Below are 22810 nucleotides of genomic sequence, written 5' to 3' on the forward strand. Positions count from 1 at the left end.
TATGGCAAAAGTAAAACACATCACAGAACCCGATGCATTCGGTTTTCAAGTTCGCATCGTTCGGCGCGGCAAGGAGAGCAGCCGTTATTTTTCGCATAAACTTTGGGGTAGCAAAACCAAGTCGCTGAAAGCCGCGATTACTTGGCGCGACCAAATGTTAGTGGTATTAAAAGGCAGCAAGACCCGATTCTTGAAGCCGCCGAAAAACAAAACCACCACCGGCGTAACCGGAGTATCCAGAACCATTAAGTTCGACCATCGCAAGGACAAAAGCTATCTGTGCTATACCGTGTTCTGGGTCAAAGACAGTAAATCCCGCAACAAAACCTTCCAAGTCGGCAACGTCGACACGGTAACCGCCGACGACGAGTTACATGCATTTCGAACCGCCAGACTATTCCGTAGCTGTTACGAACACGCCATCGACCACGATGCCTATTTCGATGACAGCAAGTTCGCGAACTGGAAAAAACTGCGTTTGTACGAAAACGAAATGCTAAACGCGGTCAGCTAAAACGGCCTAGGTTCAGTCGATGCGCATCTGAATGCGCATCGACAAATCGACGGCCTTAATGTTTTTGGTCAAGGCACCAATAGAAATAAAATCCACGCCGGTCTCGGCGACCTCTCGAATATTTTCCAGCGTGATATTACCTGACGCTTCCAATTCCAACTGTCCTTTGTTCTTCGCGACCGCAACCGCCATATCGGCTAGCGAGAAATTATCCAACATAATTCTATCCGGACTGGCTTGCCAAGCCACTTCGAATTCCGCCAGGTTTTCGACCTCCACCTCGACCGGCACACCGGCATAAACCCTAGCAGCCGCTATAGCCGCCGGAATCGATCCGGCCGCCAAGATATGGTTCTCTTTAATCAAGACAGCATCGAATAATCCGATTCGATGGTTAACGCAACCTCCGCAAGCCACGGCGTATTTCTGCGCCACTCGTAGTCCGGGTAAAGTCTTGCGGGTATCCAGCACCCGGCAACCAGTACCTTCCACCGCGTCGGCATATTGACGCGCCAGCGTCGCGGTAGCCGACAACGTCTGCAGCAAATTTAACGCGGTCCGTTCGCCGGTCAACAACGCTCTGGCCTGACCGCGAACCTGGCACAGCTCGCCGCCGGCCGGCACCCGGTCGCCGTCGCCGAATTGCCAATCCACAATCACATCCGGACTCAACTGGCGAAACACCGCATCGAACCAAGCCCTACCGCACAGCACCATGGCGTCGCGCGCGACAACGCTGGCAACCGCCTGAGTTTCCGACGGGATCAGCGCAGCGGTCAAATCCCCCGTACCGACATCTTCGGCGAGGTAAGTAGCAATTTCGGAGTCGGAAGGCCCAGTAGTCATTAGAATCGCCAATCGTTTAGACAAAGCCGTTATTATACCCGGCCAATGTGTCGAGACCGGACTACCCGATGATAACTCAACCGCCAGCCGATGAAAGCTCGCTACCGATCAACCATCACTTGCTGCTTTGCGCCAGGCAAGTTCCATCGCCGAATCACGACGCTCGCCCGAACCCGACCGACATTTCACTGGTCGTAATCCATTGCATCAGTCTACCGCCCGGCGAATTCGGCGGACCGCACATCGATCGGCTGTTTTGCAACCAATTGAATCCCGACGACCACCCATTTTTCGCCGAAATTCAAACGCTACGGGTTTCCGCGCATTTATTGATAAATCGGGAGGGCGACCTGTCTCAGTACGTTGCGTTTGACCGCCGCGCTTGGCACGCGGGGATTTCACGCTACCAAGACCGCGAACGCTGTAACGACTTTTCGATAGGCATCGAATTGGAAGGCGCGGTGGATTGCCCGTACACCGACGAACAATACTTGAGCTTAGCGACGACGATTAAAGCGCTGTTAGCCAACTACCCCGGCTTATCCCACGAACGCATCGCCGGTCATAGCGAAATTGCCCCGGACCGCAAAACCGACCCTGGGCCATTTTTCGATTGGCGACGCTTGCGGCAGTTGTTAGCAGGGGAATAGCGAAGGATTTGCGGATCGATTCACCGGTGGGATTGCAAGATCGCGCAAGCCATCAACCCGGCTTTACGTCCAAATGCATGGCCTTGATAATGGTCAACAGCTCCTTCTGCTGTTGCTCCAGCGGAGCAAGCTCCGACTCCAACTGAGCGATGCTTTCGGCGACGCTGCCTTTGGATTCGTTGATCTTGCGCAGCATGACCAAACGGCTTTCTATCTGCTTTTTATGATCCTTGATTTGGTGCATCAATGGCGTCAACACGCTGTTGCTCCAAGTCACCGCGTCTTTTTGGGCTTGCTGCAAAATGTTTCTCGCCTTGGCGATCAAGGTACTGTACAGCTTATTCACCACGATGCTTTGCTCGGTCATCGTGGTTCGGGCGCTAGTACGGAACGCTTCGCCTTCCTCGAAAATCTGCTCCAGCTCGAATTGATATTGCTTGATCGAGAACAATTGCGGCTCGATTTCCTTGAAGCCGTATTCGTCCTGGAATTTCTTATGTATGGCTTTAATCAAGCGCCGAGTTTCCTCGGTCATATCCACCGAGTCCTGTAACAAATCACGCAACTCGTCGAACAGTTTGCGCATATTTTGCTTCATACCGTAGGTCGTCAGACTTTTACTCATATCGTGACGCGTACGCTTGATGATGTCGTCGATTCTTTCCCTGGAAAACGAATCGATCAGCATCTTGGCCTGCACCGCAAACACCTTGCGACTGGCCTGGAAATTCTCGACATTCGCCATGTAGGCGTTTTGCCGGTCGCGAGTTTCCGCCATTAGCTTGCCGGTCATCTCCTGGTTTTCGAAATCCATTTGCTTGAACTCGTCCAGTTGCTTACTGGCATTACTGATTTTGGCTTCCATCAGCTTGGCCGATTCGCTAACCAAAAATCCGATTTCCTTCTCGACCACGCCTTTCAAAATATCCCGGCGCTGATCCAGAATATCGTCGGACAAATAATTTTCCAGCAAATCCAAACGACTCTTGCGCAGCAGTGCTTCGTCGCCCTTGACCTTGGCCAGCAAGGCCTGCTTGGCGGATACCGGAAACACGACATTCCGATCCAGATTCAGAATAGACGCGGAGGTTTCGATCTGCTTGCGTATCGCCGCGTCGTAGCCGACTTCGCCGATCAAATCGTCCCACATCGAGTCGATTTTGTTCATGACGACCGCCAGGCCCTGCCGGCGCGAACCCGCACGGGAACTGCAGACATGGCTCTTCCACATTTCCAGATCGCTCTTGGTGACGCCGGTGTCGGCCGCCAACACGAACACGATGGCCTGAGCGCTGGGCAACATGCTCAAGGTTAGTTCCGGCTCGGTACCCAACGCGTTCAGGCCCGGCGTATCGAGGATACACAAGCCTTCTTTCAACAAAGGATGCGGAAAACTGATCAGCGCGTGACGCCAGCAAGGCACCTCGACGCTTTCCGGATTAATGATGCCTTGTTCCGCCGCTTCGCGTTCGTTCCATAAGCCCAGCTTGTCGGCCATTTCCCGCGAAATCCGCTTGGTAGCGATCAACTCTTTGAACGCCTCCTGCATCTGGGTGGGCGAATCGCAATTCAAGTCGATCTGAGTCCAACGGTCCGGATTACGCTTGTAATCCATCAGCGAGATGTCTTCCAAACGACTTTCGATATTCAACAAACGGATATAGCTGCCGCCCTTCTCGTCCCAAAACAACTCAGTCGGCGACATCGTGGTCCGTCCCGGCGAGGACGGCAACAAACGCACGCCGGTCTCGGCAAAAAACAACGCGTTAATCAACTCGGTTTTACCGCGCGAGAATTCCGCGACGAAGGCCAATGTCACCCGATCGTTTTGCAAGCCCTGCAGAATATTTAACAAGGTGTCGGTACTTTGCGGATCGCTGAAGCGATAACGCGTACGCCAGTCCCGGTACATGTCGATAGCCTGAATCAGTTGTTCGCGCCAATGCGCGTACTCATGCAACTGTTCCCTAAATTCCAGATTTCTCATGGCTTGCCTTTGTGCTGACGGTACTCGATTTGAGGGCTGATAGTAAGGGCTAAGTGTAGACCATTCTCCGTGAGAGAGCCCGGCCGCACTTCGGCCTAAAGCCCGTATTGCTCGCGATATTCTCGGATCACCGACAACTTATCGGCATAGCCAGCTTCCCGCTCGATAAATACGACAATGTCCGCCAATGTAATAATGGGCAACACCTGAATACCGAACTGGGATTCCACCTCTTGCACCGCGGATCTCTGATTCTGGCCCTTTTCCTGACGATCCAACGCTATGACCACGCCCTCGGGTTCAGCGCCCGCCGCGCGGATGATGTCGACCGACTCCCTAACCGAGGTGCCTGCCGTGATGACATCGTCCAGAATCCAGACCCGCCCCTGCAGCGGCGCCCCTACGAGTACCCCACCTTCGCCGTGATCCTTGGCCTCCTTGCGGTTGAACGTAAACGGGATGTCGCTCTGCATCCTGGCGTAGGCGATTGCCGTCGCACTCACCAACGGAATTCCCTTGTAAGCCGGCCCGTAAAGCACATCGACCGAAACACCCGCGTCTATGATGGCCTGAGCGTAAAACTGGCCCAACCGATCGAGCATCGCTCCGGTATTGAATAATCCGGTATTGAAAAAGTAAGGGCTGCGCCGGCCGGATTTGAGTTGAAAATCGCCGAATTTAAGAACGCCGCAATCCAAGGCGTAACGGATAAACTGGTATTGATAGTCTTGCATGGGCCTATACTAGCGACATAAAACTTGGAATTATACCCGCGCCCTATTCAGGCACGAACTTTTCTAACAACACGTCCAGAAAATCCCAACCGCGCGCCGAACAACGGTAAAAGCCGTCCGCTAGCTCCAGCAAGCCTTCCGCCAGCCCATTCCGCAACGGAGCGGCTAGCGCTTCGCCGGACAAGCCGGTAGCCACCTCGAATTCGCTCAAACGGAAACCGTCCCGCAAGCGCAAACGATTCATCGCAAACTCCAGCGGTAGTTGGTCAAGCTCGATCCGGGATCGGCTGACAGTCCAAGGCTCGCGCAAGTATTGCTCGGGATTTCGCGGTTTCGCGGTGCGGACAATGTTGCTCGGTAAGGCCTGACTGATCTTACCGTGAGCCCCGGCGCCTATTCCTAAATAGTCTCCAAACTGCCAATAGTTACGGTTATGCCGACACTGATTGGCGGTGGAGGCGTAGGCGGACACCTCGTATTGGCTGTAACCGTGTTCGGCCAGCCAAGCCTGACTACGCTTCTGCGCGGCAAAGATGACCTCGTCGTCCGGCAAGCGGGGCGGAAACTTATGGAAATAAGTATTCGGTTCTAAAGTGAGCTGATAAAACGAGATATGCGCGGGCCGTAAACCGGTTGCCAACCTTACATCGTCGAAGGCTTCGGCCTCGCTCTGTCCCGGCAAGCCAAACATCAAGTCTAAATTGAAATTTTCGAAACCGGCCGCCACCGCGATTTCCGCCGCCGTGATCGCTTCCGCCGCCGAGTGAACCCGGCCGAGGGTTTGCAAATGCCGATCTTGAAAGCTTTGAATGCCTATCGACAGGCGATTGATCCCCAGCGCTCGAAATTCGCGGAATTTGCCACTTTCGAAGGTACCGGGGTTGGCCTCCAGCGTGATCTCGCAGTCGACGGCCAGCGACACTAGGCCGCGAACCCCCGCCAGCAAACGATCCAGCATCGGGGGCGAAAACAAGCTGGGAGTGCCTCCGCCCATAAAAATACTGACAACCGCCCGATCCAGGCCAAAGTATTCCAAATCCCTTGCCAAATCGCGCAACAACGCCTCGATATACTCTGCTTCAGGAATCGATTCCTTCACCGCGTGCGAGTTAAAGTCGCAATAAGGGCATTTGCGGATACACCAGGGGAAGTGAATATACAGACTAAGTGGCGGCAAACGGTTCGACCTCACCAGACGCCGGCATTCGCCATCGAAACCCAAGGCTCTTGCGGCGGTAGGGCACCGCCCTTTTGCAACAATTCTATCGATATTTGATCGGGCGAGCGAATAAACGCCATCCAACCGTCGCGTGGCGGCCGGTTGATCGTCACGCCTTGGTCCAACAAGCGCCGACAGACCTCGTATATGTCGTCAACCTCGAAGGCCAAATGGCCGAAATTACGGCCTCCAGCATACTCCTCGACATCCCAATTGTACGTCAGCTCCAACAAGGGAGCGTCTTGAGCGCTAGCACTCGCCAGATCGGCCGGGGCAGCCAGATACACCAATGTAAACCGCCCCGCTTCGCTGTCCATTCGCCTAACTTCGCTCAAGCCAAGCTTGGCGCAGTAAAAGTCCAACGACTCTTCCAGGTTGTTTACGCGGACCATCGTGTGCAAATAGCGCATAGCTAATCTCCATCGCAAAACCGCCATTATCGCCGACACCCAGCGGTCTACGACGAAGATTTTACGAGGTATCGCTAATTGGCTTTTCCGTATTGCTCAATCAACCCGGCGATGGACTCCAGCGGCAACTCTTGCTGAACCGCACCGAGTTTGACCGCTTCCTTGGGCATGCCGTAGACAACGCAAGTCTTTTCGTCCTGGCCGGCGGTACGGGCACCAGCCGCCAACATATCGCGCAAACCGCGAGCACCATCGTCGCCCATCCCGGTCATGATGATACCTAACGCGTTTTTCCCGGCGTATTTCGCCACGGACCGGAACAACACGTCGACCGATGGGCGGTGCCGGTTCACCAACGGACCGTCCTGGACCTCGGCAATGTACTGGGCGCCGCTACGGATTACTGTCATATGCTTACCGCCCGGCGCAATCAACGCCCGGCCCGGAATCACCCGATCGCCACTGACGGCCTCCTTGACTTCGATTTGGCAAATGCCGTTGAGTCTGGCCGCGAAGGCGCCGGTGAATTTCTCAGGCATGTGCTGCACAATCACAATGCCGGGGCTAACCCTCGGCAAATGTGTCAATACCACCTCCAAGGCCTGAGTACCGCCGGTCGATGTTCCTATAGCGACTAGCCTGTCGGTGGTCGCCGCCAGCGCGGAAGGCGCCGATGTCGGCTGGCTTGGTTGATGATGACTTTTAACCTCGGCGGCATGCGATGCCATCGTCATGGCTTTCATCCTCCGCATATCGGTCAACGCCGCCGCTTTGATCGCGTGAACGATATCGCCGCTATCGTCTTCGAGAAAACTCTTTAGTCCCGCTTTCGGTTTGGTAACGATACCCACGGCGCCGGCCGCTAATGCCTGCATCGTGGTTTCCGCGCCTTTTTCGGTCAAGGTTGAGCAGATCACAACCGGCGTGGGACGTACCGACATAATTTTCTTTAGAAACGTGATGCCGTCCATTCTCGGCATCTCGACGTCCAGGACTATCACGTCCGGCCAATCCTGATTCATTTTCGCCATAGCGAATATCGGGTCGGAAGCCGCCCCGATCACGTCGATCTCTTGGCAATGCCCTAAAAAAGCGGTCAGCACTTGCCTGACAACCGCCGAATCATCGACGATCAACACTCGGATTTTGGGTGATGTCATTTGTCGCGCCTGTTTGTGTTAACCTCAGCGGCCCCGCCTCAAACGACGCCGCATTCGAAACCGTGACCGTGACAACCGGGACCTAGAATTTCTCGGGTTTACGGTAAATAGATGGCCGAATCAGTTGCAATTCGGTATTCAAGCCGTTTAGGGACTCGGAATGACTGACGAAAAAATAGCCGCCCGGCTGTAGCGATTTCAGTATCCGCTCCAATAGACGTTGTTTGGTTTCAATATCGAAATAAATCATCACGTTCCGCAAAAATATCACCTCGAACCTACCCAAATCCGGCAGGTTGCCGATCAAATTGGCGTAATCGAATTTGACATTCCTCCGTAGAGCCGGGTCGATCAATAGAAAACCGTCGTACTCACCCGTGCCTTTCAGGCAATATTTTTTCAACAAGTCAGGCGGGATTTTCTCGGAAGCCTGACTAGGATAAAGGCCTCGCTTGGCTTTATCCAAGATGCGAGTGGAAATATCGGTCCCTAGAATTTCCCACTGCATGCCGCGACCGTATTCCGCTAACAACATCGCTAAAGTATAGGCTTCTTCACCGCTGGAACTCGCCGCGCTCCAAACCCGAAAGCTTCGATATGACGAGTATTGCGGCAAAATGCTGCCGGTGAAGAAATCGAAATGGGCGGGCTCGCGAAAAAAATAAGTTTCGTTGGTCGTCAACAAATCGATGGCGATCACTCGTTCGTTTTCGAAGCCCGGCTTGGTAAAAAGCTTGAAATACTCGGTATAGCTCGACAAATCGTAATAACGCAGGCGCTTTTCCAATCGCCCCATCACCATGACTTGCTTGGATTCATTTAGGACAATTCCGGCATTCTTATACAAATAGTCCTTAATCCACAGGAACTCGTGGTGTTGCAATACCGGAGCATTGCCGTAGTGATTTGCCGGTTTGTTCATTACCGTGAATTATTCAGCAAACGCATTTCCGGGGATATGATCGGCCGCTTGTCCCAGCGCCGCCATTTCATCCACCGAAAGCACTTTGTCGACGTTCAATAAAATGACGAAACGATTATCCCGCTTAGCCATCCCGTTGATAAAATCCGGCCGAATACCGGCGCCAAAGCTAGGCGGCGGCTCGATTTCATGCCCGGCAATCTCGACGACCTCGTTGACGGCATCGACGATAATGCCCAAATATTGGCGATTATCGTCGTTATCTCCGACCGAGGTTTCCACGATGACAATCCCCGTCCGCTTGGCGATCATGGTAACCCCTTTGCCGAAACGCGCCAGCAAGTCGATCACGGGCACCACGCTGCCGCGCAAGTTAATCACGCCACGAACAAATACGGGCATCATCGGTACTTCCGTTAGGTTTCCGTAATCGATAATTTCCTTGATGTTTAGTATCCCCAAGGCGTAAACCTCACCCCCTAATACAAAGGTCAGGTATTGGCCGGCCGCCGCAAGTTGTTGCCCGACGACCAAGTCCATAGACTGCGAAGATCTTGTTGCCAATGTGCCCATATGCCCTCCTAGAAGCGCTCGAATTGGTTCAAATCGAATTCAGGCTCGTAATTTCCCACGGGCTCCGAAGTTACCATGCTGTGAGTAGGCGTAGTCTTACGCGGCGTCTTGATCACGGCGCGCCTACTGCCACCCTGTTCTCGGTGACCAATTTTGAAGAAACTCATCAAACTCTGCAGTTGCTCCGCCTGCCCAGTCATTTCCTCGGAAGTGGCCGCCAATTGTTCGCTAGCCGCCGCGTTCTGTTGGGTAATCTGGTTCATTTGGTTCACGGCGTTGTTGATTTGGCCGACACCCGCGGACTGCTCGTGCGAGGCAGCCGCGATCTCTTGGACCAGGTCCGAAGTCTTAGCGATGCTGGGCACGATTTCGTCCAACAACTTGCCGGCGCTTTCCGCGGTTTTCACGCTGTTCTCAGCCAATTCGCCAATTTCCTGTGCCGCGACTTGACTGCGTTCCGCCAACTTCCGTACCTCGGCCGCCACCACGGCAAAGCCTTTGCCGTGATCGCCGGCCCTGGCCGCTTCGATCGCGGCATTCAACGCTAACATATTAGTCTGATAGGCAATATCGTCAATGATGCCGATTTTATTGGCGATCTCTTTCATCGCTTCGACAGTATGCTTGACCGCCTCACCGCCCTCCATGGCTTCTTTCGAAGCCTTACCGGCCATACCGTCGGTGACTTTGGCGTTTTCCGCGTTCTGATTGATACTGGCCGCCATTTCCTCGATGCTGGCGCTGGTTTCCTCGACGCTGGCCGCCTGCTCACTAGCGGATTGCGATAGCGCTTGCGATGTCGAGCTAATTTGCTCGGAAGCATTGCTTAGCTGGTTCGTCGCATCGACAACTTCGCTGATTGTTTGCGACAACTTGGCAATCGTGTTATTCACAGTATCCTTGAAGTCGGCCAATTGCCCCTTATAGTCGCCGTTGACGGTACGGGTCAGATCGCCTTGTTCAACCAGTGACAGCACTTCGACCGCTTCGTTGACCGGCAAAATTACTCGATCCAATGTCTCGTTTACGCCTTCAACGATTTTGCGGAAGTCTCCCTGATGTTTGCCCGCATCCGCCCGAGTCGACAACTGCCCCTCCATGGCCGCCTTCGCCAACATGTTGGCATCGGACACCAAAGCGTTAACCGCTTCAATGCAGGTATTCAGGTTGTTTTTAATCGTATTGAAATCGCCGTTGTAACTGTCGGTAATCTTAGCCGGAATGTTGCCTCGGGATATGTTGTCCACATAATCCGCCGCCACGTTCAACGGCCCAATCACCGCATCCAGGGTTTCGTTGACACCTTCGACAATCTTGCGGTAATCGCCTTGGTGCAGGGTCGCATCGGCGCGAGTCGACAGTTTGCCTTCCACCGCCGCTTGCGACAACATCACCGCGTCCGCCACTAACGCATTGACCGCGTCGATACACGTGTTCAAATTATTTTTGATCACATTGAAGTCGCCGTTGTAACTGTCGGTGATTTTCGCCGGGATGGCGCCTTTTGCAATGCGGTCTACATAGTCGGCCGCCACGTTCAACGGCCCAATCACCGCGTCCAGCGTATTGTTTACACCCTGTACGATCTTCCGATAGTCACCTTGGTACTGGCTCGCATCCGCGCGCGTCGCTAACCGACCTTCGATCGCGGCTTTTTCCAAGCTCGCCGCTTCGGCAACCATATTGCCGATTGCGTCGATACAGTTGTTCAGGTTGTTTTTAATCGTATTGAAATCGCCGTTGTAACTGTCGGTAATCTTAGCCGGAATGTTGCCTCGGGATATGTTGTCCACATAATCCGCCGCCACGTTCAACGGCCCAATCACCGCATCCAGGGTTTCGTTGACACCTTCGACAATCTTGCGGTAATCGCCTTGGTGCAGGGTCGCATCGGCGCGAGTCGACAGTTTGCCTTCCACCGCCGCTTGCGACAACATCACCGCGTCCGCCACTAACGCATTGACCGCGTCGATACACGTGTTCAAATTATTTTTGATCACATTGAAGTCGCCGTTGTAACTGTCGGTGATTTTCGCCGGGATGGCGCCTTTTGCAATGCGGTCTACATAGTCGGCCGCCACGTTCAACGGCCCAATCACCGCGTCCAGCGTATTGTTTACACCCTGTACGATCTTCCGATAGTCACCTTGGTACTGGCTCGCATCCGCGCGCGTCGCTAACCGACCTTCGATCGCGGCTTTTTCCAAGCTCGCCGCTTCGGCAACCATATTGCCGATTGCGTCGATACAGTTGTTCAGGTTGTTTTTAATCGTATTGAAATCGCCGTTGTAACTGTCGGTAATCTTAGCCGGAATGTTGCCTCGGGATATGTTGTCCACATAATCCGCCGCCACGTTCAACGGCCCAATCACCGCATCCAGAGTTTCGTTGACACCTTCGACGATCTTGCGGTAATCGCCTTGGTGCAGGGTCGCATCGGCGCGAGTCGACAGTTTGCCTTCCACCGCCGCTTGCGACAACATCACCGCGTCCGCCACTAACGCATTGACCGCGTCGATACACGTGTTCAAATTATTTTTGATCACATTGAAGTCGCCGTTGTAACTGTCGGTGATTTTCGCCGGGATGGCGCCTTTTGCAATGCGGTCTACATAGTCGGCCGCCACATTCAACGGCCCAATCACCGCGTCCAGCGTATTGTTTACACCCTGTACGATCTTCCGATAGTCACCTTGGTACTGGCTCGCATCCGCGCGCGTCGCTAACCGACCTTCGATCGCGGCTTTTTCCAAGCTCGCCGCTTCGGCGACCATATTGCCGATCGCGTCGATACAGTTGTTCAGGTTGTTTTTAATCGTGTTGAAGTCGCCGTTGTAACTGTCGGTAATCTTAGCCGGAATGTTGCCTCGGGATATGTTATCCACATAATCCGCCGCCACGTTCAACGGCCCAATCACCGCATCCAATGTCGCATTGACCCCTTCCACCAATCTCCGGAAATCGCCCTGATGCTTGCTGGCATCTGCGCGAGTTGCCAATCGCCCTTCCACAGCCGCACTTACCAAATGGTCCGCATCTTGAATGACCGCTTTCAAGTTACCACGCACCAATTCGATCGTGTCATTGATAAACGCTTTTTTACCAGGCAATTTCTCCATACTGGCGTCGAAATCTCCCTGACCGAACTTTGTAAAGACTGCCATCGCTTTCTTTTTGACCGCGATATGGCCGTTAACCATATCGTTGACGCCTTGAGCCATCGCTTTGTAATCACCCTGGAATTTCGCGATATCGACCACCACGTCGATATCGCCTTTTTCGTGCTCGCTGCTCATGCGCTCCATTTCGGCCAGCAGCGCTTTGACGTTGTCGCTCATTCGCTTCATAGCCGCCATCACACTGACGTGATCGCCGTCTTGCAACTCGATTCGAGACGAAAAGTCGCCGACGGCCACTTTCGCAGCTAATGCCGCGACAAAACCCGGTTCTCCGCCCATTTGACGCATCAGATTACGGGTAATCAGCCCTCCGATCGCACCGATGATCGTTATCCCCAACAAAGCGATCAGGCTGGAGAGGAGCGCTGCACTTCCACGTATCGCTTCCGCGGATGCGGAGGAATTTTTACCCAAATCGGCGTTGTATTCGCCGTGGCGCCTAAAATTATTTACGGTCCGGTTCATTAAGGCTTGATTGTCAAGAATCAGATTCTTAGCCTCCGATTTTTGGCCGGCACGCGATAACTCGCGCACCCTGTTCCAAAATAGTCCGTATTCGGCCAACCCGGCTTTATCCGCATCAAGAAGTTTTTTATCTTCGTCGTCGGCCAACAGCGGTTCGTAATCTTTTATTAATTTATCGATTTTGTTGTCGCTCTCGGCAAAACCTCGCTCCAGTTCATCCATTGCCGCCGGCTCGCTTTGCAGCAAGTGTTGCCAAACGTTAGTGCGCATTTTTGCCAGTTCAAAACTAATGTCGTTCAGAATAAGCACGCTCGGCAAAGTATTCTCCGTGTTGAAATTGGCTGCGGTATAGACACGGCCGATCTGAACATAATTAAATCCAGCTAGCCCCCCCAAACCCAAAACCGCCGCTAAAACCAGAAGCAGCATTCGTTGTTTAATCGTCATTTTTTCAACCCCATGCCCACGGAAACTTTCGTTTTTGCTTTCCGCAGGATAAATATTCGCAAACTTGGGTAATAGAACAAGCGATGCTTTGACGCAAGCATCCTTAAAACCGACCCAACCAACATTCATCCCTGCATTAACTGTTACGCCGCAAACCCGCGCACCATATACTGCTCGAAGGCACCCACCAATACCGGGATATCCAGTATCAATGCCACCTCGCCGCTACCGAGTATTGTGGAACCGCCCAAACCTTGAACGTGGCCGAACAATTTACCCAGTGGTTTAATAACTGTTTGAAATTCGCCCAATAATCGATCGACAACCAGCCCAGTCTTCGCACCGGCCACCTCGACCACCACCACGTTGGCACGCCGCGCCGATTCGCCAGGAACGCCGAATAATTTCTTCAAACGGATGAAAGGCAGGACTTCACCTCGCAAATCCATATAGTCGTGCTCGTCATCGTCATGGCTGAGTTCGACGCACTCTACGACCCGGTCAAGCGGAATCACAAAGGATGCCTTGCCGACGCCAACCAAGAACCCGTCGATAATCGCCAACGTCAGCGGCAAACGGATGCGCACGGTGGTGCCGACGTTCTGCGCACTATCAACCTCTATCGATCCGCGTAAATCGGTAACATTCCGCTTGACCACATCCATTCCGACTCCACGTCCGGATAGATTGGAGATTTGCTGAGCCGTGGAAAATCCCGGTTCGAAAATCAATGCATAAACCTCCTGATCAGTCAGTTTGGCATCCGGCTGAATTAAACCTTTTTCGATGGCCTTGGCCAGAATCCGCTCCCGATTCAAACCACCACCGTCGTCCTGCACTTCTATGACAATCACGCCCGACTCGTGATAGGCATTGAGCCGCAGGGTGCCTTGGGCCGACTTGCCATTCTCCCGACGGACTTCGGCTGATTCGATACCGTGATCCATCGCATTGCGGACCAAATGCATTAACGGATCGCCGATTTTTTCGACCACCGATTTGTCCACTTCGGTCTCGCCACCGGAAATCGCCAGCGCAATGTCCTTTCCCAGCTCCTTGCTGACATCGCGAACCACGCGCTGAAAACGACTGAAAGTGGTGCCTATCGGCACCATTCGCAGTTGCAAAGCACTGTCCCTGACTTCTTCGACCAAACGCATCATTTCCCCGGTCGCTTCCAGCAATGCGGTCTGTGCGGTCTGCGACGCGCGCAGGTTCACACCCGCGCTGGATATCACCAACTCACCGATTAAATCGATCAGCTTGTCCAAGCGCTCCGCATCGACACGAATACTCTGGTTTTCTCTGGCCTTGTTGTCTTTAATCTGCTTTTGTTTTTCCAGCGCGGCATTCACCAAGGGCTGCTGGACGGATTGTTGCTCGACTAAAATTTCACCGATAGGCTGAGCGGATTTGGTCGGTTCCGTAGTAGCCTGCTGTTGACTTAAACCTTCCTCAAGCTCCCGGCGCGTTAATACGCCACTTTTGACCAGAAGTTCGCCCAAATAGGTATCGTCTTCCGGCAATGCGCGGATCAACTCGATGTATTCACCTATAGCGCTTTCCAGTGGCAAAATGTGAATCAAGCTATCCTCGCGCACGAACTCGAATACATTCTCCAACGCCTCCTTGCCGGCTTCGCTCTTAATGTCGATTTCGAAGCCTAAATAATTGGTCTCGGGGTCCATCTGCTCCGCCGGAGGAATCGCTTCGCTGATCGTGGTTAGATTGACCAGGGTTCCCAAGGTGGACAAATAGCGAATGAAAGACAACGGATCCATGCCGTTCCGCAGGCTATCCGAACCGAAGCGCAAGGAAATATGCCAGTTGCCGCTTTCCATAACGCCTCCGCCTCCGATGGTCTCCACACGATCGGGGCCGGCGGCGACCACCTCTTTGGCGAAATCCGGCTGCTCCAGAAACGGGCGCAGTTTGGCCAGTAATTCGTCGCCAGCTACCGTCAAATCGGGGTCTTCGTCGGTATTGCCATCGGCAACTGCTCGAATCAACAGCGCAATCTGATCGCAACACGGCAACAAGATGGCGACCAACTCCGGTGTAACCTCCAAAACGCCGTCCCGCAAGGCATCCAACACACTCTCGACCACGTGAGTGAAACGTACAATGTGGTCCAAACCAAACAAGCCGGACGAGCCTTTTATCGTGTGCGCGGCCCGAAATATCGCGTTGATGCGTTCGGACTGATCTTCACCGTTCTCGATCGTCAGCAGGCAATCTTCCATGTCCTGCAACAATTCCAAACTTTCGATGGTGAACGTCACCAAGGCTTGCTTCATTTCGTCGTCGATACTCATCTGTCCCACCTCTTAGTTTTGTGCCAGGACGACCTGGTCGCCGAATGCGGTCGTCAGATTCGCCAATTCCAAAATATCCAGCACCGCTTTGCTGTGCATGACGAACCTTAACTGTTTGCCGGCCAGACCAGCCTCGCGCTTCGACAAGATCAATAATTGCAGGCCCGCCGTATCCATTTCCGCGACTTGCGAAAGGTTAATTTCCAAGTCATCGCCGGTACTTAGAAAATTGAGCAAATTCCGCTTTTGCTCGGCGGCCGTAAAGATGGTCAATTCATCGTCTATAGTGAGCGTTTGCATTGCGAGTTACCTCCGTTCTAACCGATCGGTCGCCGAGCTCAAAGCCAGCATTCGGATCAGGGCAATATCAATTTGGAAACAGCCGCCAACATTTGCGCCGGTTGAAACGGTTTAACAACCCAAGCTTTCGCACCGGCGGCCTGGCCTTCCTGCTTCTTGGATTCTTGCGACTCGGTGGTCAGCATGATCACCGGTGTAAACTTGTAAGCCGCTAATTGCTTGAGTTCCTTTACGAACGTAATGCCGTCCATATTCGGCATGTTGACGTCGGAAATGATCAAGTGAATCTTTTGGCCGTTCAACTTGCTCAAGCCATCCTTGCCGTCCACGGCCTCAATGACGTCATATCCAGCGCCTTTCAAAGCGATTGCGACTACTTGTCGAACGGAAGCCGAGTCATCAACGATTAAAATAGTTTTTGCCATATGTCGTTACCTTAGAAGAAAGTGATTTCGGAAGCGTGGTGTTCGTTAACCGGGGAGCCGGCGCCGTGATGCACGTGCTCCGACTCCATAGTGTAGCTGCTCGTCAGCGCATGCAAGATTTCGTCGGCCACCAGCGGCTTCAACGACAAGGTGCCGCCGGCATGACTCAATTGAACCTGACGCGGAAAATCGTTGATGCTATCGCGCACATGGACTAACACCTGGCCAATTCTGTCTTGAAACTGAAACTGCACAATCGAGCCATTGATTTCCTGCTTGATCATCTGCGCGGACTGATTCAGATTGACCGCGTTATTCTGCAAATTTTCAAACGCTTGCTGCAAACCAGCTAATACGGTCCTGATGTTTTCGCTGGAGGCCGCGACAACAGCCGCTTCTTTTTCGGTACTTTTTTCGACCGCGCTCAAGGTCCCGTGAATCGCGGTACTGACCTGATCGACCTTGGCGCCGATTAATTTACCGGTCTCGCCGGACTGATTGGACAACTTGCGGACTTCGTCAGCCACCACCGCAAACCCGCGCCCCGCTTCTCCGGCTCGCGCGGCTTCTATTGCCGCATTCAATGCAATTAAGTTGGTCTGTTCCGCAATTCTGGCCACTTCCTTGGCCATATTCTTCAATTCACCGACGAAACCGCTGAGGGAGCGAATTCTTTCCAATACCACGACATTTTCTTGTAGCGCGGCATCAAGCGCTTGAACGACTTGCTGCAAACGCGCGTTACTGGAACCGAATATATCTTGGTCGCCACTCTGCAAGGTCGCCGATGACGCGCTGAGTGCGACATCCAGGTTTCGAATGATGCCGCCGAAGCGCATCGTCAACTCTGAAACGGCCTGCTCCATTTGTTGGCGGGAAGATTCGATATGCGCCGACCAAATCGGCGTAACTTCGGTAGCAAAACGTTCGATCCCGTTGGCGTACTTCTCAACCTCGGTCAATGGCAATACCGGAGCGGGGGGGGGCAGGTTGCGCTGTTCCCGCAATAAACGCCGATAGCCAACCCTAACGCCAATCATTACACCGCCAATAAGTACCACCGCCACTAAAACTGCAATCAGATAGATAGGCACTTGCCGGACCTCCACTATTTCGACGGACCCGTTGATACCGCATCTCACCTACGGTTGCGGCGACAACCCTGAAAAAAGTATAGACAGCAATTACCTTGACAACCATGACGGAAAGAATAATTTGTCATGGCTATCGCATTGCCAACAGTAATTTTGTGGCGAAATGGGGATATTTGAAATATTGCGCGACAAGACCCCGCTATTTTTTATAGCTGTGAAACAATAACCAGATTAACTAGAATCCTTACACCTTAATCCAACAAACCTTACGTTATGAATGCTTTGCCAGAAAAAACCTGTTCGATCGATAAACTGATCCGTCACCCAAAATTGATTGCCTCCGCACTGGCCGGACATAAAACCCAGCAACGCCGAGACGGCCTATATGCCTATCCCGGAGAGAGATTTTTTTTGGAAGGGATCGAGTTCGAGATTATCGGCGTGGATCGCCAACGCCTCGGAGATATGACCGATGCCGACGCTGACGCCGAAGGCTATCCGGATTTAGCAAGCTACAAGACAGTGATTTTAAGCATGCATGCCGGCATGCAATGGAACGAGGACGGCTTGGTTTGGGTTCACCGCTTCAGCCGTCGCCTGGAATAACGATGCCTTTCTCGGCGAGTTCGGTCAACATCCTCGCGCCAAACTCCAAAACCGAGGTGCGATCGAGCTGCGGGAACTCTTCACCGAGTTTATCCAGGCAGGCTCGCCCCGGCATTGCGCCGCATTCGTCCAAGATTTGCAAGGCTCGAATTGTTAACGGCGTGGTTTTCAGAAAATGCACGTCGTCATCGATATCGCGGTAAACAATCAAACATGTCGGCTGATCGCCCGGCATTTCCGGTAGAAACGCCGGAGAAATAGCTTGTACTGGAAATTGGTAAAGCAAGGGCCAAGCCAGTGGCGACAGCCGGACGACGCGATTCAGCGAATCGGTTATAAAGTCGGCATCCCCAATCGTGGCTTGCTCTTGGGCGATCGACAACGCCATTTCCACCCATTCGTAATGAGCTAACTCCAGTAGGAAAGGGTAATCCGCTGGGTTATCCCGTTGGTTTTGCAGATAATCGAGAAACTCTTCGGCGATTTGCGAAAAGTATGGCGTTCGGCACGGGTGACGGGCATAAAAATCCTCGGCCATCTCCCGCCATTGCTGGTCGGTCAGCACGGTTTTCAAAACCGGGAAGTTGCTTGCTAAGAAGCTGTCAATATTGTTGAAGAACAATTCGCGGTACATCGCCATCCTGCCCGAATCGACGTCAGCCGGCGGCCGGTTGGCTAGGGGCGCGCGAATATAGCCGGCAAACTCGCGTTGTGTGGTCGAAAAGTCGACCACCATCAGGCAACCTGCTTACGGCTATCCATCAACCAATGCTGTTGGATTTGGCTGATCGTATCAACTTCCCCCAACAATTCGGTCAACGGCGGCAGATTGAAATCGCGTTCCAGCAGGGTCGGAAATACGCCGAACCAGTCATAGGCCTTATTCAGCAATCCCCAAACCGGGTCTACCACGGGGGCGCCGTGCGTATCGACTAGAAAATCCTCGGCTTCGACGTAGTGCCCGGCGATGTGAGCATACGCAATCCGTTCCGCCGGCATCGCCCGCAAGAATGCCTCGGGATCGTAGCCGTGGTTAACGCTGTTGACGTAGATATTGTTGATGTCGATCAACACGTCGCAATCGGCCTCGGCGACCACGGCGTTAAAGAAGTCGATCTCGGCCATTTCCTGGCCCGGCGCGGCGTAGTAGGAAATATTTTCGATGGCGATGCGCTGCTCCAGAATATCCTGAACCCTGCGAATCCGCCCCGCGACATGCCTGACCGCAGCTTCGGTGAACGGTATCGGCATCAAATCGTATAAGTGCCCGCCATCGCTACAATAACTCAGATGCTCGCTGTAAAATTTGATGCGGTGCAGACGCAAAAACCCTTTCAAATCGCGAACAAATTGCTCGTCCAAGGGATCGCTGCTACCGATCGACAGCGATAAACCGTGACAAACAAAAGGGTAGCGCTCGGTCAGCGCTCGAAATTGCTTGCCATATTTGCCGCCGATCGGCATCCAGTTTTCCGGCGCGACCTCATAAAAACCGACATTGGTCGGCGGTGCATTCAGGATTTCACCAATAAAGCCGCGCCGCAATCCCAGGCCGGCGCCATGCACGAGATTGCGAACGCTGTCCATACCTTATTCCTCCGGCTTGTGCGTGGATCGCCAAAACAACACCAATCCAATCGCCACGAGCACGCCCAGAATATACATTTCGTATTTTTTGACTTGGCCCATGATGGATTCGGCAAACTGACCAAAGGTGTAACCTAAATATCCAACCGCTATCGCCCAAATCGCCGCGCCAAGAAAATTCAGCGCGAAGAACTTCAACGGATGGATCTTGCTGGCCCCGATCACAAACGGCGTGACGTTACGCACGCCGTATAAAAACCGGAAACCCAATATGACCGGTATCTGATGCTTGTGCAGCAACTCAAACACTTTGTCGGTCTTGCTGTGCCAGAGCGGCCGCTTCTCCAGAAAGGCGATACCTTTCCAGCGCCCCAGATAGAAAAAAGTCTGGTCCCCGGCAAACGTGCCGAGAAAAGCCGTCAGCATCACCCATTGCAACTCCAAATAACCACCGTGGGCCAGAAAGCCGGCTATCACGAGAATGGTTTCCCCTTCCAAATAGGTACCGATGAATAGCGCGAGATAACCGTAGTCGATAACGAGCTGCTGTAAATCCTGAAAATCCATAATGAGGGTCTATACGGTCATACCAAGAATTAATGGCCGGCCGCTTTATCGGCGTCCACTTTGCCGCCGCAACTACCTTCGCCACCCTTCATCATCGCTCCACAGGAACCGTCTCCACCTTTACCACCTTGCATCATCGCTCCGCAACTGCCTTCGGACGACTTTTTATCCTTATCATTGTCATGATTCATGCCGCCCATCATCATGCCGCACGCCCCATCCTTGCCTTTCATCATCGCTCCGCAGGAATGTTCCATGCCGGGTTTCATTTTGCCGCCCTGCATCATCCCACCGCACATGCCTTCGCCGCAGGAACCCTCAGTTTTTTTAGGTTCGGCTTTTTTGGCACCTTTTACGACTTTTTGGCCGTTGCTATCCATCGCATTCGAACCGCAAGCACCTTCGCTGATTCTGCCGTTGGAATGGCTAGGATGAGTTTCGGCCAACTGCATGTAACCGCCATCCATTTCCGTCAGCGAAAAGGGATTGGCATCGGCTTGGACATTGACGGCCAAACTGGACAAAACGGCGGTACCCATCGCGGCGACCAGCGGAGATTTGTTGAATTTTTTCATACTGTTATCCTCTCGTTGAATTTTTATAATAATTTTGGTCGGCAACCCGAAACCGTTGCTACGACCGATGTACAACCGTATTCGTTCATTCTGATTATTGCATACTCAGGTTAAATTCTTGTCTTTAAATTCGCACAGGTCGGCGATGCAACAAGCCTCGCAACGCGGTTTTCTGGCCACGCAAATATAACGGCCATGCAAGATCAGTAAATGGTGGGCATCTTTCTTGAAAAGCTTGGGTACGGTCTTGTCCAATTGCTTCTCCACCGTCAATACATTTCCGCCCGCCGCCAAGCCGGTCCGATTAGCAACCCGGAAGATATGGGTATCCACCGCGATCGTCGGTTCACCGAAGGCCGTGTTCAAAATCACGTTCGCGGTTTTGCGGCCAACGCCGGCCAAGGCTTCCAGCGCCGCCCGGTCGCGAGGCACCTCGCCGCCGTGCTTTTCGATCAAAGTCTGACAAAGTTTTATGACATTTGCCGCCTTGCTGTTGAATAAGCCTATGGTCTTGATGTGTTCCTTCAGCCCCACTTCGCCTAACGCCAGAATCGCTTGCGGCGTATTCGCGACCGGAAATAATTTCGCGGTAGCCTTGTTGACGCCTTTGTCGGTGGCCTGAGCCGATAGCACCACCGCCACCAACAATTCGAACGGCGTCGTGTAGTTTAACTCGGTAGTGGGCTCGGGGATGGCTTCGGCCAATCGCTGAAAGATCGCCAGACGCTTGGAAGTATTCATGACAGTTGAAGATCGGTTTAAATATGAACCATTCGGTAACCTAGAGAGTCACTGCTAGGCATCCAGTTCGGATGCATTGGAACTACTTTCGGGGGATTTATGAATAAAATAATCACGTTAGCCATCAGCACCCTATTGTTCGCCGCGACCGGCGCCTTCGCCGAAGAGCATGCCGCGACAGCTTTAGAACACGCCAACCAAGCAGTGGTCCACGGTAAGGCCGGCCACGCGTCCGTCTTGGTCGAACATGCCGAAGCCGCGCTACCTCACGCCAAAAAAGGCGAAGAAGTCGCCAAGGGTGAGGCCAAAACCCACTTAAGCGCCGGCGTCAAGTCGCTGGAAAGCGCCATCGAACACGGCAAACTAGGCCACACCGATATGGCAACCAAAGCCGCCGAGGAAGCGGTCGAACACATCAAGGCCGGCAACAAATAAGCGTCAATCAAGCAAAACCAGAGCGGAAATGTCCGCTGCTTAAAACCTCGCCAAACGGCCCCGGCCTAATGCGGCCGGGGCTACTCGACTAAACCGAAACGGTTCCCGCGATATGCGGGTGCGCCCGGTAATCGACCAGCTCGAAGTCCTCGAACGCGTAATCGAAAATTGACGCCGGCCGGCGTTTAAACTTGAGCAGGGGTGGCGGCAGCGGCTCGCGGCTAAGTTGCAACGCGACCTGTTCGAAATGATTGCGATAAATATGCACGTCGCCGAAGGACATAATCAATTCGCCGAGCTGCAAATCGCACTGCTGGGCCAGCATCCCGGTCAATAACGCCACGCTGGCTTGATTGTACGGCACTCCCAAAAAGCAATCGGCGCTACGTTGCGTCATCATGCACGACAATCGGCCGTTAGCGACATAAAACTGATACAGCACATGGCAGGGCGGTAAGGCCATCCGGCCGGCGGCGGCATTTTCACGCGGACCGACCGACTCGTCGGGCAAATGGGCCACGTTCCAACCGCTGATTATATGACGGCGCGAATCCGGCTTTTGCCGCAAACCGTCGACCAATACTTGAATTTGATCGAATTCGCGGCCGTCCGGCCCCGGCCAACGCCGCCATTGCGCGCCATAAACCGGCCCAAGCTCGCCCTCGGCGGTCGCCCATTCGTCCCAAATCGTTACGCCGTGCTCGCGCAAGTAGTGGATATTGGTATCCCCGCGCAAAAACCACAGCAATTCGTAAGCGATCGATTTGAAATGCAGTTTCTTGGTGGTCAGCAACGGAAATCCATCGCTGAGATCGTAGCGGATCTGCCGACCGAATACCGAGCGGGTGCCGGTGCCGGTGCGGTCACTTTTGTCGAGGCCGTTATCCATGATATCGGCGAGCAGTTCCAGATAGGCTTTCATAGTCGGTTAACGCAAAATTGCCGGGCAGTATACCTGACGACCGGTAATCCGCGAGCGGCAACCTTTAATTCAACTTTGTAAGATTTCAGGCTCCCACTTACCGGAGGCTATCGTTCCGGTATGGATTGCCGGCCCCG

The 22810-nt window shown here is 53.3% G+C and carries 23 protein-coding genes; 4 read left to right on the top strand and 19 right to left on the bottom strand.

What is annotated here, in order from left to right:
* Position 1 precedes the first annotated feature (1 nt).
* Positions 2-514, top strand: a complete 513-nt coding sequence (locus ACQE3E_RS22180; RefSeq protein WP_064031398.1) for a hypothetical protein — start codon at positions 2-4, stop codon at positions 512-514.
* Positions 515-526: 12 nt separating this feature from the next.
* Here the strand turns inward: ACQE3E_RS22180 and nadC are convergent, their stop codons facing one another.
* Positions 527-1360, bottom strand: coding sequence for a carboxylating nicotinate-nucleotide diphosphorylase (gene nadC / locus ACQE3E_RS22185; RefSeq protein ID WP_313731052.1), 834 nt, complete (start codon positions 1358-1360; stop codon positions 527-529).
* A gap of 68 nt (positions 1361-1428) precedes the next feature.
* Between nadC and ampD the strand changes: the two genes are divergently transcribed.
* A complete protein-coding gene (gene ampD / locus ACQE3E_RS22190) occupies positions 1429-2010 on the top strand; it encodes a 1,6-anhydro-N-acetylmuramyl-L-alanine amidase AmpD (protein WP_313731051.1) in 582 nt (193 codons plus the stop codon).
* A gap of 52 nt (positions 2011-2062) precedes the next feature.
* On the opposite strand, the gene ACQE3E_RS22195 is transcribed toward ampD, so the two are convergent.
* The 12 genes from ACQE3E_RS22195 to ACQE3E_RS22250 form a co-directional block, all read right to left on the bottom strand.
* Positions 2063-3997 carry a dynamin family protein gene (locus ACQE3E_RS22195; RefSeq protein WP_071159232.1) on the bottom strand — a complete coding sequence of 645 codons (1935 nt, stop codon included), beginning with the start codon at positions 3995-3997 and terminating at the stop codon, positions 2063-2065.
* A 95-nt stretch (positions 3998-4092) separates the two neighbouring features.
* Positions 4093-4731 (bottom strand): orotate phosphoribosyltransferase, encoded by a 639-nt coding sequence (gene pyrE, locus ACQE3E_RS22200; protein WP_313731050.1) that lies wholly within the window; start codon positions 4729-4731, stop codon positions 4093-4095.
* 43 nt (positions 4732-4774) lie between these two features.
* Positions 4775-5908 (bottom strand): radical SAM family heme chaperone HemW, encoded by a 1134-nt coding sequence (gene hemW, locus ACQE3E_RS22205; protein WP_313731049.1) that lies wholly within the window; start codon positions 5906-5908, stop codon positions 4775-4777.
* An 11-nt stretch (positions 5909-5919) separates the two neighbouring features.
* Positions 5920-6360 (bottom strand): VOC family protein, encoded by a 441-nt coding sequence (locus ACQE3E_RS22210; protein WP_064031402.1) that lies wholly within the window; start codon positions 6358-6360, stop codon positions 5920-5922.
* Positions 6361-6434: 74 nt separating this feature from the next.
* Entirely contained in the window at positions 6435-7520 is a 1086-nt protein-coding gene (locus ACQE3E_RS22215; protein ID WP_313731046.1) for a protein-glutamate methylesterase/protein-glutamine glutaminase, read from the bottom strand.
* An 82-nt stretch (positions 7521-7602) separates the two neighbouring features.
* Entirely contained in the window at positions 7603-8442 is an 840-nt protein-coding gene (locus ACQE3E_RS22220) for a CheR family methyltransferase (RefSeq protein ID WP_064031404.1), read from the bottom strand.
* A 9-nt stretch (positions 8443-8451) separates the two neighbouring features.
* Positions 8452-9015, bottom strand: a complete 564-nt coding sequence (locus ACQE3E_RS22225; RefSeq protein ID WP_064031405.1) for a chemotaxis protein CheW — start codon at positions 9013-9015, stop codon at positions 8452-8454.
* An 8-nt stretch (positions 9016-9023) separates the two neighbouring features.
* Entirely contained in the window at positions 9024-13106 is a 4083-nt protein-coding gene (locus ACQE3E_RS22230; RefSeq protein WP_427501094.1) for a methyl-accepting chemotaxis protein, read from the bottom strand.
* 143 nt (positions 13107-13249) lie between these two features.
* Entirely contained in the window at positions 13250-15421 is a 2172-nt protein-coding gene (locus ACQE3E_RS22235) for a chemotaxis protein CheA (RefSeq protein ID WP_064024005.1), read from the bottom strand.
* A 12-nt stretch (positions 15422-15433) separates the two neighbouring features.
* Positions 15434-15721, bottom strand: a complete 288-nt coding sequence (locus tag ACQE3E_RS22240) for an STAS domain-containing protein (RefSeq protein WP_064023982.1) — start codon at positions 15719-15721, stop codon at positions 15434-15436.
* A gap of 56 nt (positions 15722-15777) precedes the next feature.
* Complete coding sequence (locus tag ACQE3E_RS22245; protein ID WP_064023983.1) at positions 15778-16146, bottom strand: response regulator; 369 nt, start codon at positions 16144-16146, stop codon at positions 15778-15780.
* 11 nt (positions 16147-16157) lie between these two features.
* Positions 16158-17186 carry a methyl-accepting chemotaxis protein gene (locus ACQE3E_RS22250; protein ID WP_281021751.1) on the bottom strand — a complete coding sequence of 343 codons (1029 nt, stop codon included), beginning with the start codon at positions 17184-17186 and terminating at the stop codon, positions 16158-16160.
* 327 nt (positions 17187-17513) lie between these two features.
* On the opposite strand from ACQE3E_RS22250, the gene ACQE3E_RS22255 reads away from it, so the two are divergent.
* The gene (locus ACQE3E_RS22255; RefSeq protein WP_064023985.1) at positions 17514-17846 is read left to right on the top strand and encodes an ASCH domain-containing protein; all 333 of its coding nucleotides are present in this window, start codon (positions 17514-17516) and stop codon (positions 17844-17846) included.
* Here the strand turns inward: ACQE3E_RS22255 and ACQE3E_RS22260 are convergent.
* The 5 genes from ACQE3E_RS22260 to nth form a co-directional block, all read right to left on the bottom strand.
* Positions 17827-18582, bottom strand: coding sequence for an HvfC family RiPP maturation protein (locus ACQE3E_RS22260; protein ID WP_313731040.1), 756 nt, complete (start codon positions 18580-18582; stop codon positions 17827-17829). The two genes, ACQE3E_RS22255 and ACQE3E_RS22260, sit on opposite strands and share 20 nt — an antisense overlap.
* Positions 18582-19433, bottom strand: a complete 852-nt coding sequence (locus tag ACQE3E_RS22265; protein ID WP_313731038.1) for an HvfB family MNIO-type RiPP peptide maturase — start codon at positions 19431-19433, stop codon at positions 18582-18584. The genes ACQE3E_RS22260 and ACQE3E_RS22265 overlap by 1 nt, the downstream gene beginning before the upstream one ends.
* A 3-nt stretch (positions 19434-19436) precedes the next feature.
* Positions 19437-20000: a DedA family protein gene (locus ACQE3E_RS22270; RefSeq protein ID WP_064023988.1), complete on the bottom strand. Its 564-nt coding sequence runs from the start codon at positions 19998-20000 to the stop codon at positions 19437-19439.
* 29 nt (positions 20001-20029) lie between these two features.
* A complete protein-coding gene (locus ACQE3E_RS22275; RefSeq protein ID WP_168028499.1) occupies positions 20030-20575 on the bottom strand; it encodes a hypothetical protein in 546 nt (181 codons plus the stop codon).
* Between the two features lie 105 nt (positions 20576-20680).
* Positions 20681-21316 carry an endonuclease III gene (nth, locus tag ACQE3E_RS22280; protein ID WP_313731037.1) on the bottom strand — a complete coding sequence of 212 codons (636 nt, stop codon included), beginning with the start codon at positions 21314-21316 and terminating at the stop codon, positions 20681-20683.
* A gap of 99 nt (positions 21317-21415) precedes the next feature.
* Between nth and smbP the strand changes: the two genes are divergently transcribed.
* Positions 21416-21751: a small metal-binding protein SmbP gene (gene smbP, locus ACQE3E_RS22285; protein ID WP_064023990.1), complete on the top strand. Its 336-nt coding sequence runs from the start codon at positions 21416-21418 to the stop codon at positions 21749-21751.
* Positions 21752-21839: 88 nt separating this feature from the next.
* Here smbP and ACQE3E_RS22290 read toward each other — a convergent pair whose 3' ends face one another.
* Entirely contained in the window at positions 21840-22673 is an 834-nt protein-coding gene (locus tag ACQE3E_RS22290; RefSeq protein WP_071160720.1) for a thymidylate synthase, read from the bottom strand.
* Between the last annotated feature and the right edge of the window lie 137 nt (positions 22674-22810).

The organism is Methylomonas sp. MED-D (assembly GCF_050276835.1).
GTDB classification, from domain to species: domain Bacteria; phylum Pseudomonadota; class Gammaproteobacteria; order Methylococcales; family Methylomonadaceae; genus Methylomonas; species Methylomonas koyamae_A.

Bases quoted from the DNA above. Each gene is read 5' to 3' on its own strand.
- ACQE3E_RS22215 (WP_313731046.1), bottom strand. From the start codon at position 7,520: ATGACATCACCCAAAATCCGAGTGTTGATCGTCGATGATTCGGCGGTT.
- ampD (WP_313731051.1), top strand. From the start codon at position 1,429: ATGATAACTCAACCGCCAGCCGATGAAAGCTCGCTACCGATCAACCAT.
- ACQE3E_RS22260 (WP_313731040.1), bottom strand. From the start codon at position 18,582: ATGGTGGTCGACTTTTCGACCACACAACGCGAGTTTGCCGGCTATATT.
- ACQE3E_RS22250 (WP_281021751.1), bottom strand. From the start codon at position 17,186: ATGATTGGCGTTAGGGTTGGCTATCGGCGTTTATTGCGGGAACAGCGC.
- ACQE3E_RS22210 (WP_064031402.1), bottom strand. From the start codon at position 6,360: ATGCGCTATTTGCACACGATGGTCCGCGTAAACAACCTGGAAGAGTCG.
- ACQE3E_RS22220 (WP_064031404.1), bottom strand. From the start codon at position 8,442: ATGAACAAACCGGCAAATCACTACGGCAATGCTCCGGTATTGCAACAC.
- ACQE3E_RS22290 (WP_071160720.1), bottom strand. From the start codon at position 22,673: ATGAAAGCCTATCTGGAACTGCTCGCCGATATCATGGATAACGGCCTC.
- nth (WP_313731037.1), bottom strand. From the start codon at position 21,316: ATGAATACTTCCAAGCGTCTGGCGATCTTTCAGCGATTGGCCGAAGCC.
- ACQE3E_RS22195 (WP_071159232.1), bottom strand. From the start codon at position 3,997: ATGAGAAATCTGGAATTTAGGGAACAGTTGCATGAGTACGCGCATTGG.
- ACQE3E_RS22255 (WP_064023985.1), top strand. From the start codon at position 17,514: ATGAATGCTTTGCCAGAAAAAACCTGTTCGATCGATAAACTGATCCGT.
- ACQE3E_RS22235 (WP_064024005.1), bottom strand. From the start codon at position 15,421: ATGAGTATCGACGACGAAATGAAGCAAGCCTTGGTGACGTTCACCATC.
- nadC (WP_313731052.1), bottom strand. From the start codon at position 1,360: ATGACTACTGGGCCTTCCGACTCCGAAATTGCTACTTACCTCGCCGAA.
- ACQE3E_RS22180 (WP_064031398.1), top strand. From the start codon at position 2: ATGGCAAAAGTAAAACACATCACAGAACCCGATGCATTCGGTTTTCAA.
- ACQE3E_RS22275 (WP_168028499.1), bottom strand. From the start codon at position 20,575: ATGAAAAAATTCAACAAATCTCCGCTGGTCGCCGCGATGGGTACCGCC.
- ACQE3E_RS22270 (WP_064023988.1), bottom strand. From the start codon at position 20,000: ATGGATTTTCAGGATTTACAGCAGCTCGTTATCGACTACGGTTATCTC.
- ACQE3E_RS22225 (WP_064031405.1), bottom strand. From the start codon at position 9,015: ATGGGCACATTGGCAACAAGATCTTCGCAGTCTATGGACTTGGTCGTC.
- ACQE3E_RS22245 (WP_064023983.1), bottom strand. From the start codon at position 16,146: ATGGCAAAAACTATTTTAATCGTTGATGACTCGGCTTCCGTTCGACAA.
- ACQE3E_RS22240 (WP_064023982.1), bottom strand. From the start codon at position 15,721: ATGCAAACGCTCACTATAGACGATGAATTGACCATCTTTACGGCCGCC.
- smbP (WP_064023990.1), top strand. From the start codon at position 21,416: ATGAATAAAATAATCACGTTAGCCATCAGCACCCTATTGTTCGCCGCG.
- pyrE (WP_313731050.1), bottom strand. From the start codon at position 4,731: ATGCAAGACTATCAATACCAGTTTATCCGTTACGCCTTGGATTGCGGC.
- ACQE3E_RS22230 (WP_427501094.1), bottom strand. From the start codon at position 13,106: ATGACGATTAAACAACGAATGCTGCTTCTGGTTTTAGCGGCGGTTTTG.
- ACQE3E_RS22265 (WP_313731038.1), bottom strand. From the start codon at position 19,433: ATGGACAGCGTTCGCAATCTCGTGCATGGCGCCGGCCTGGGATTGCGG.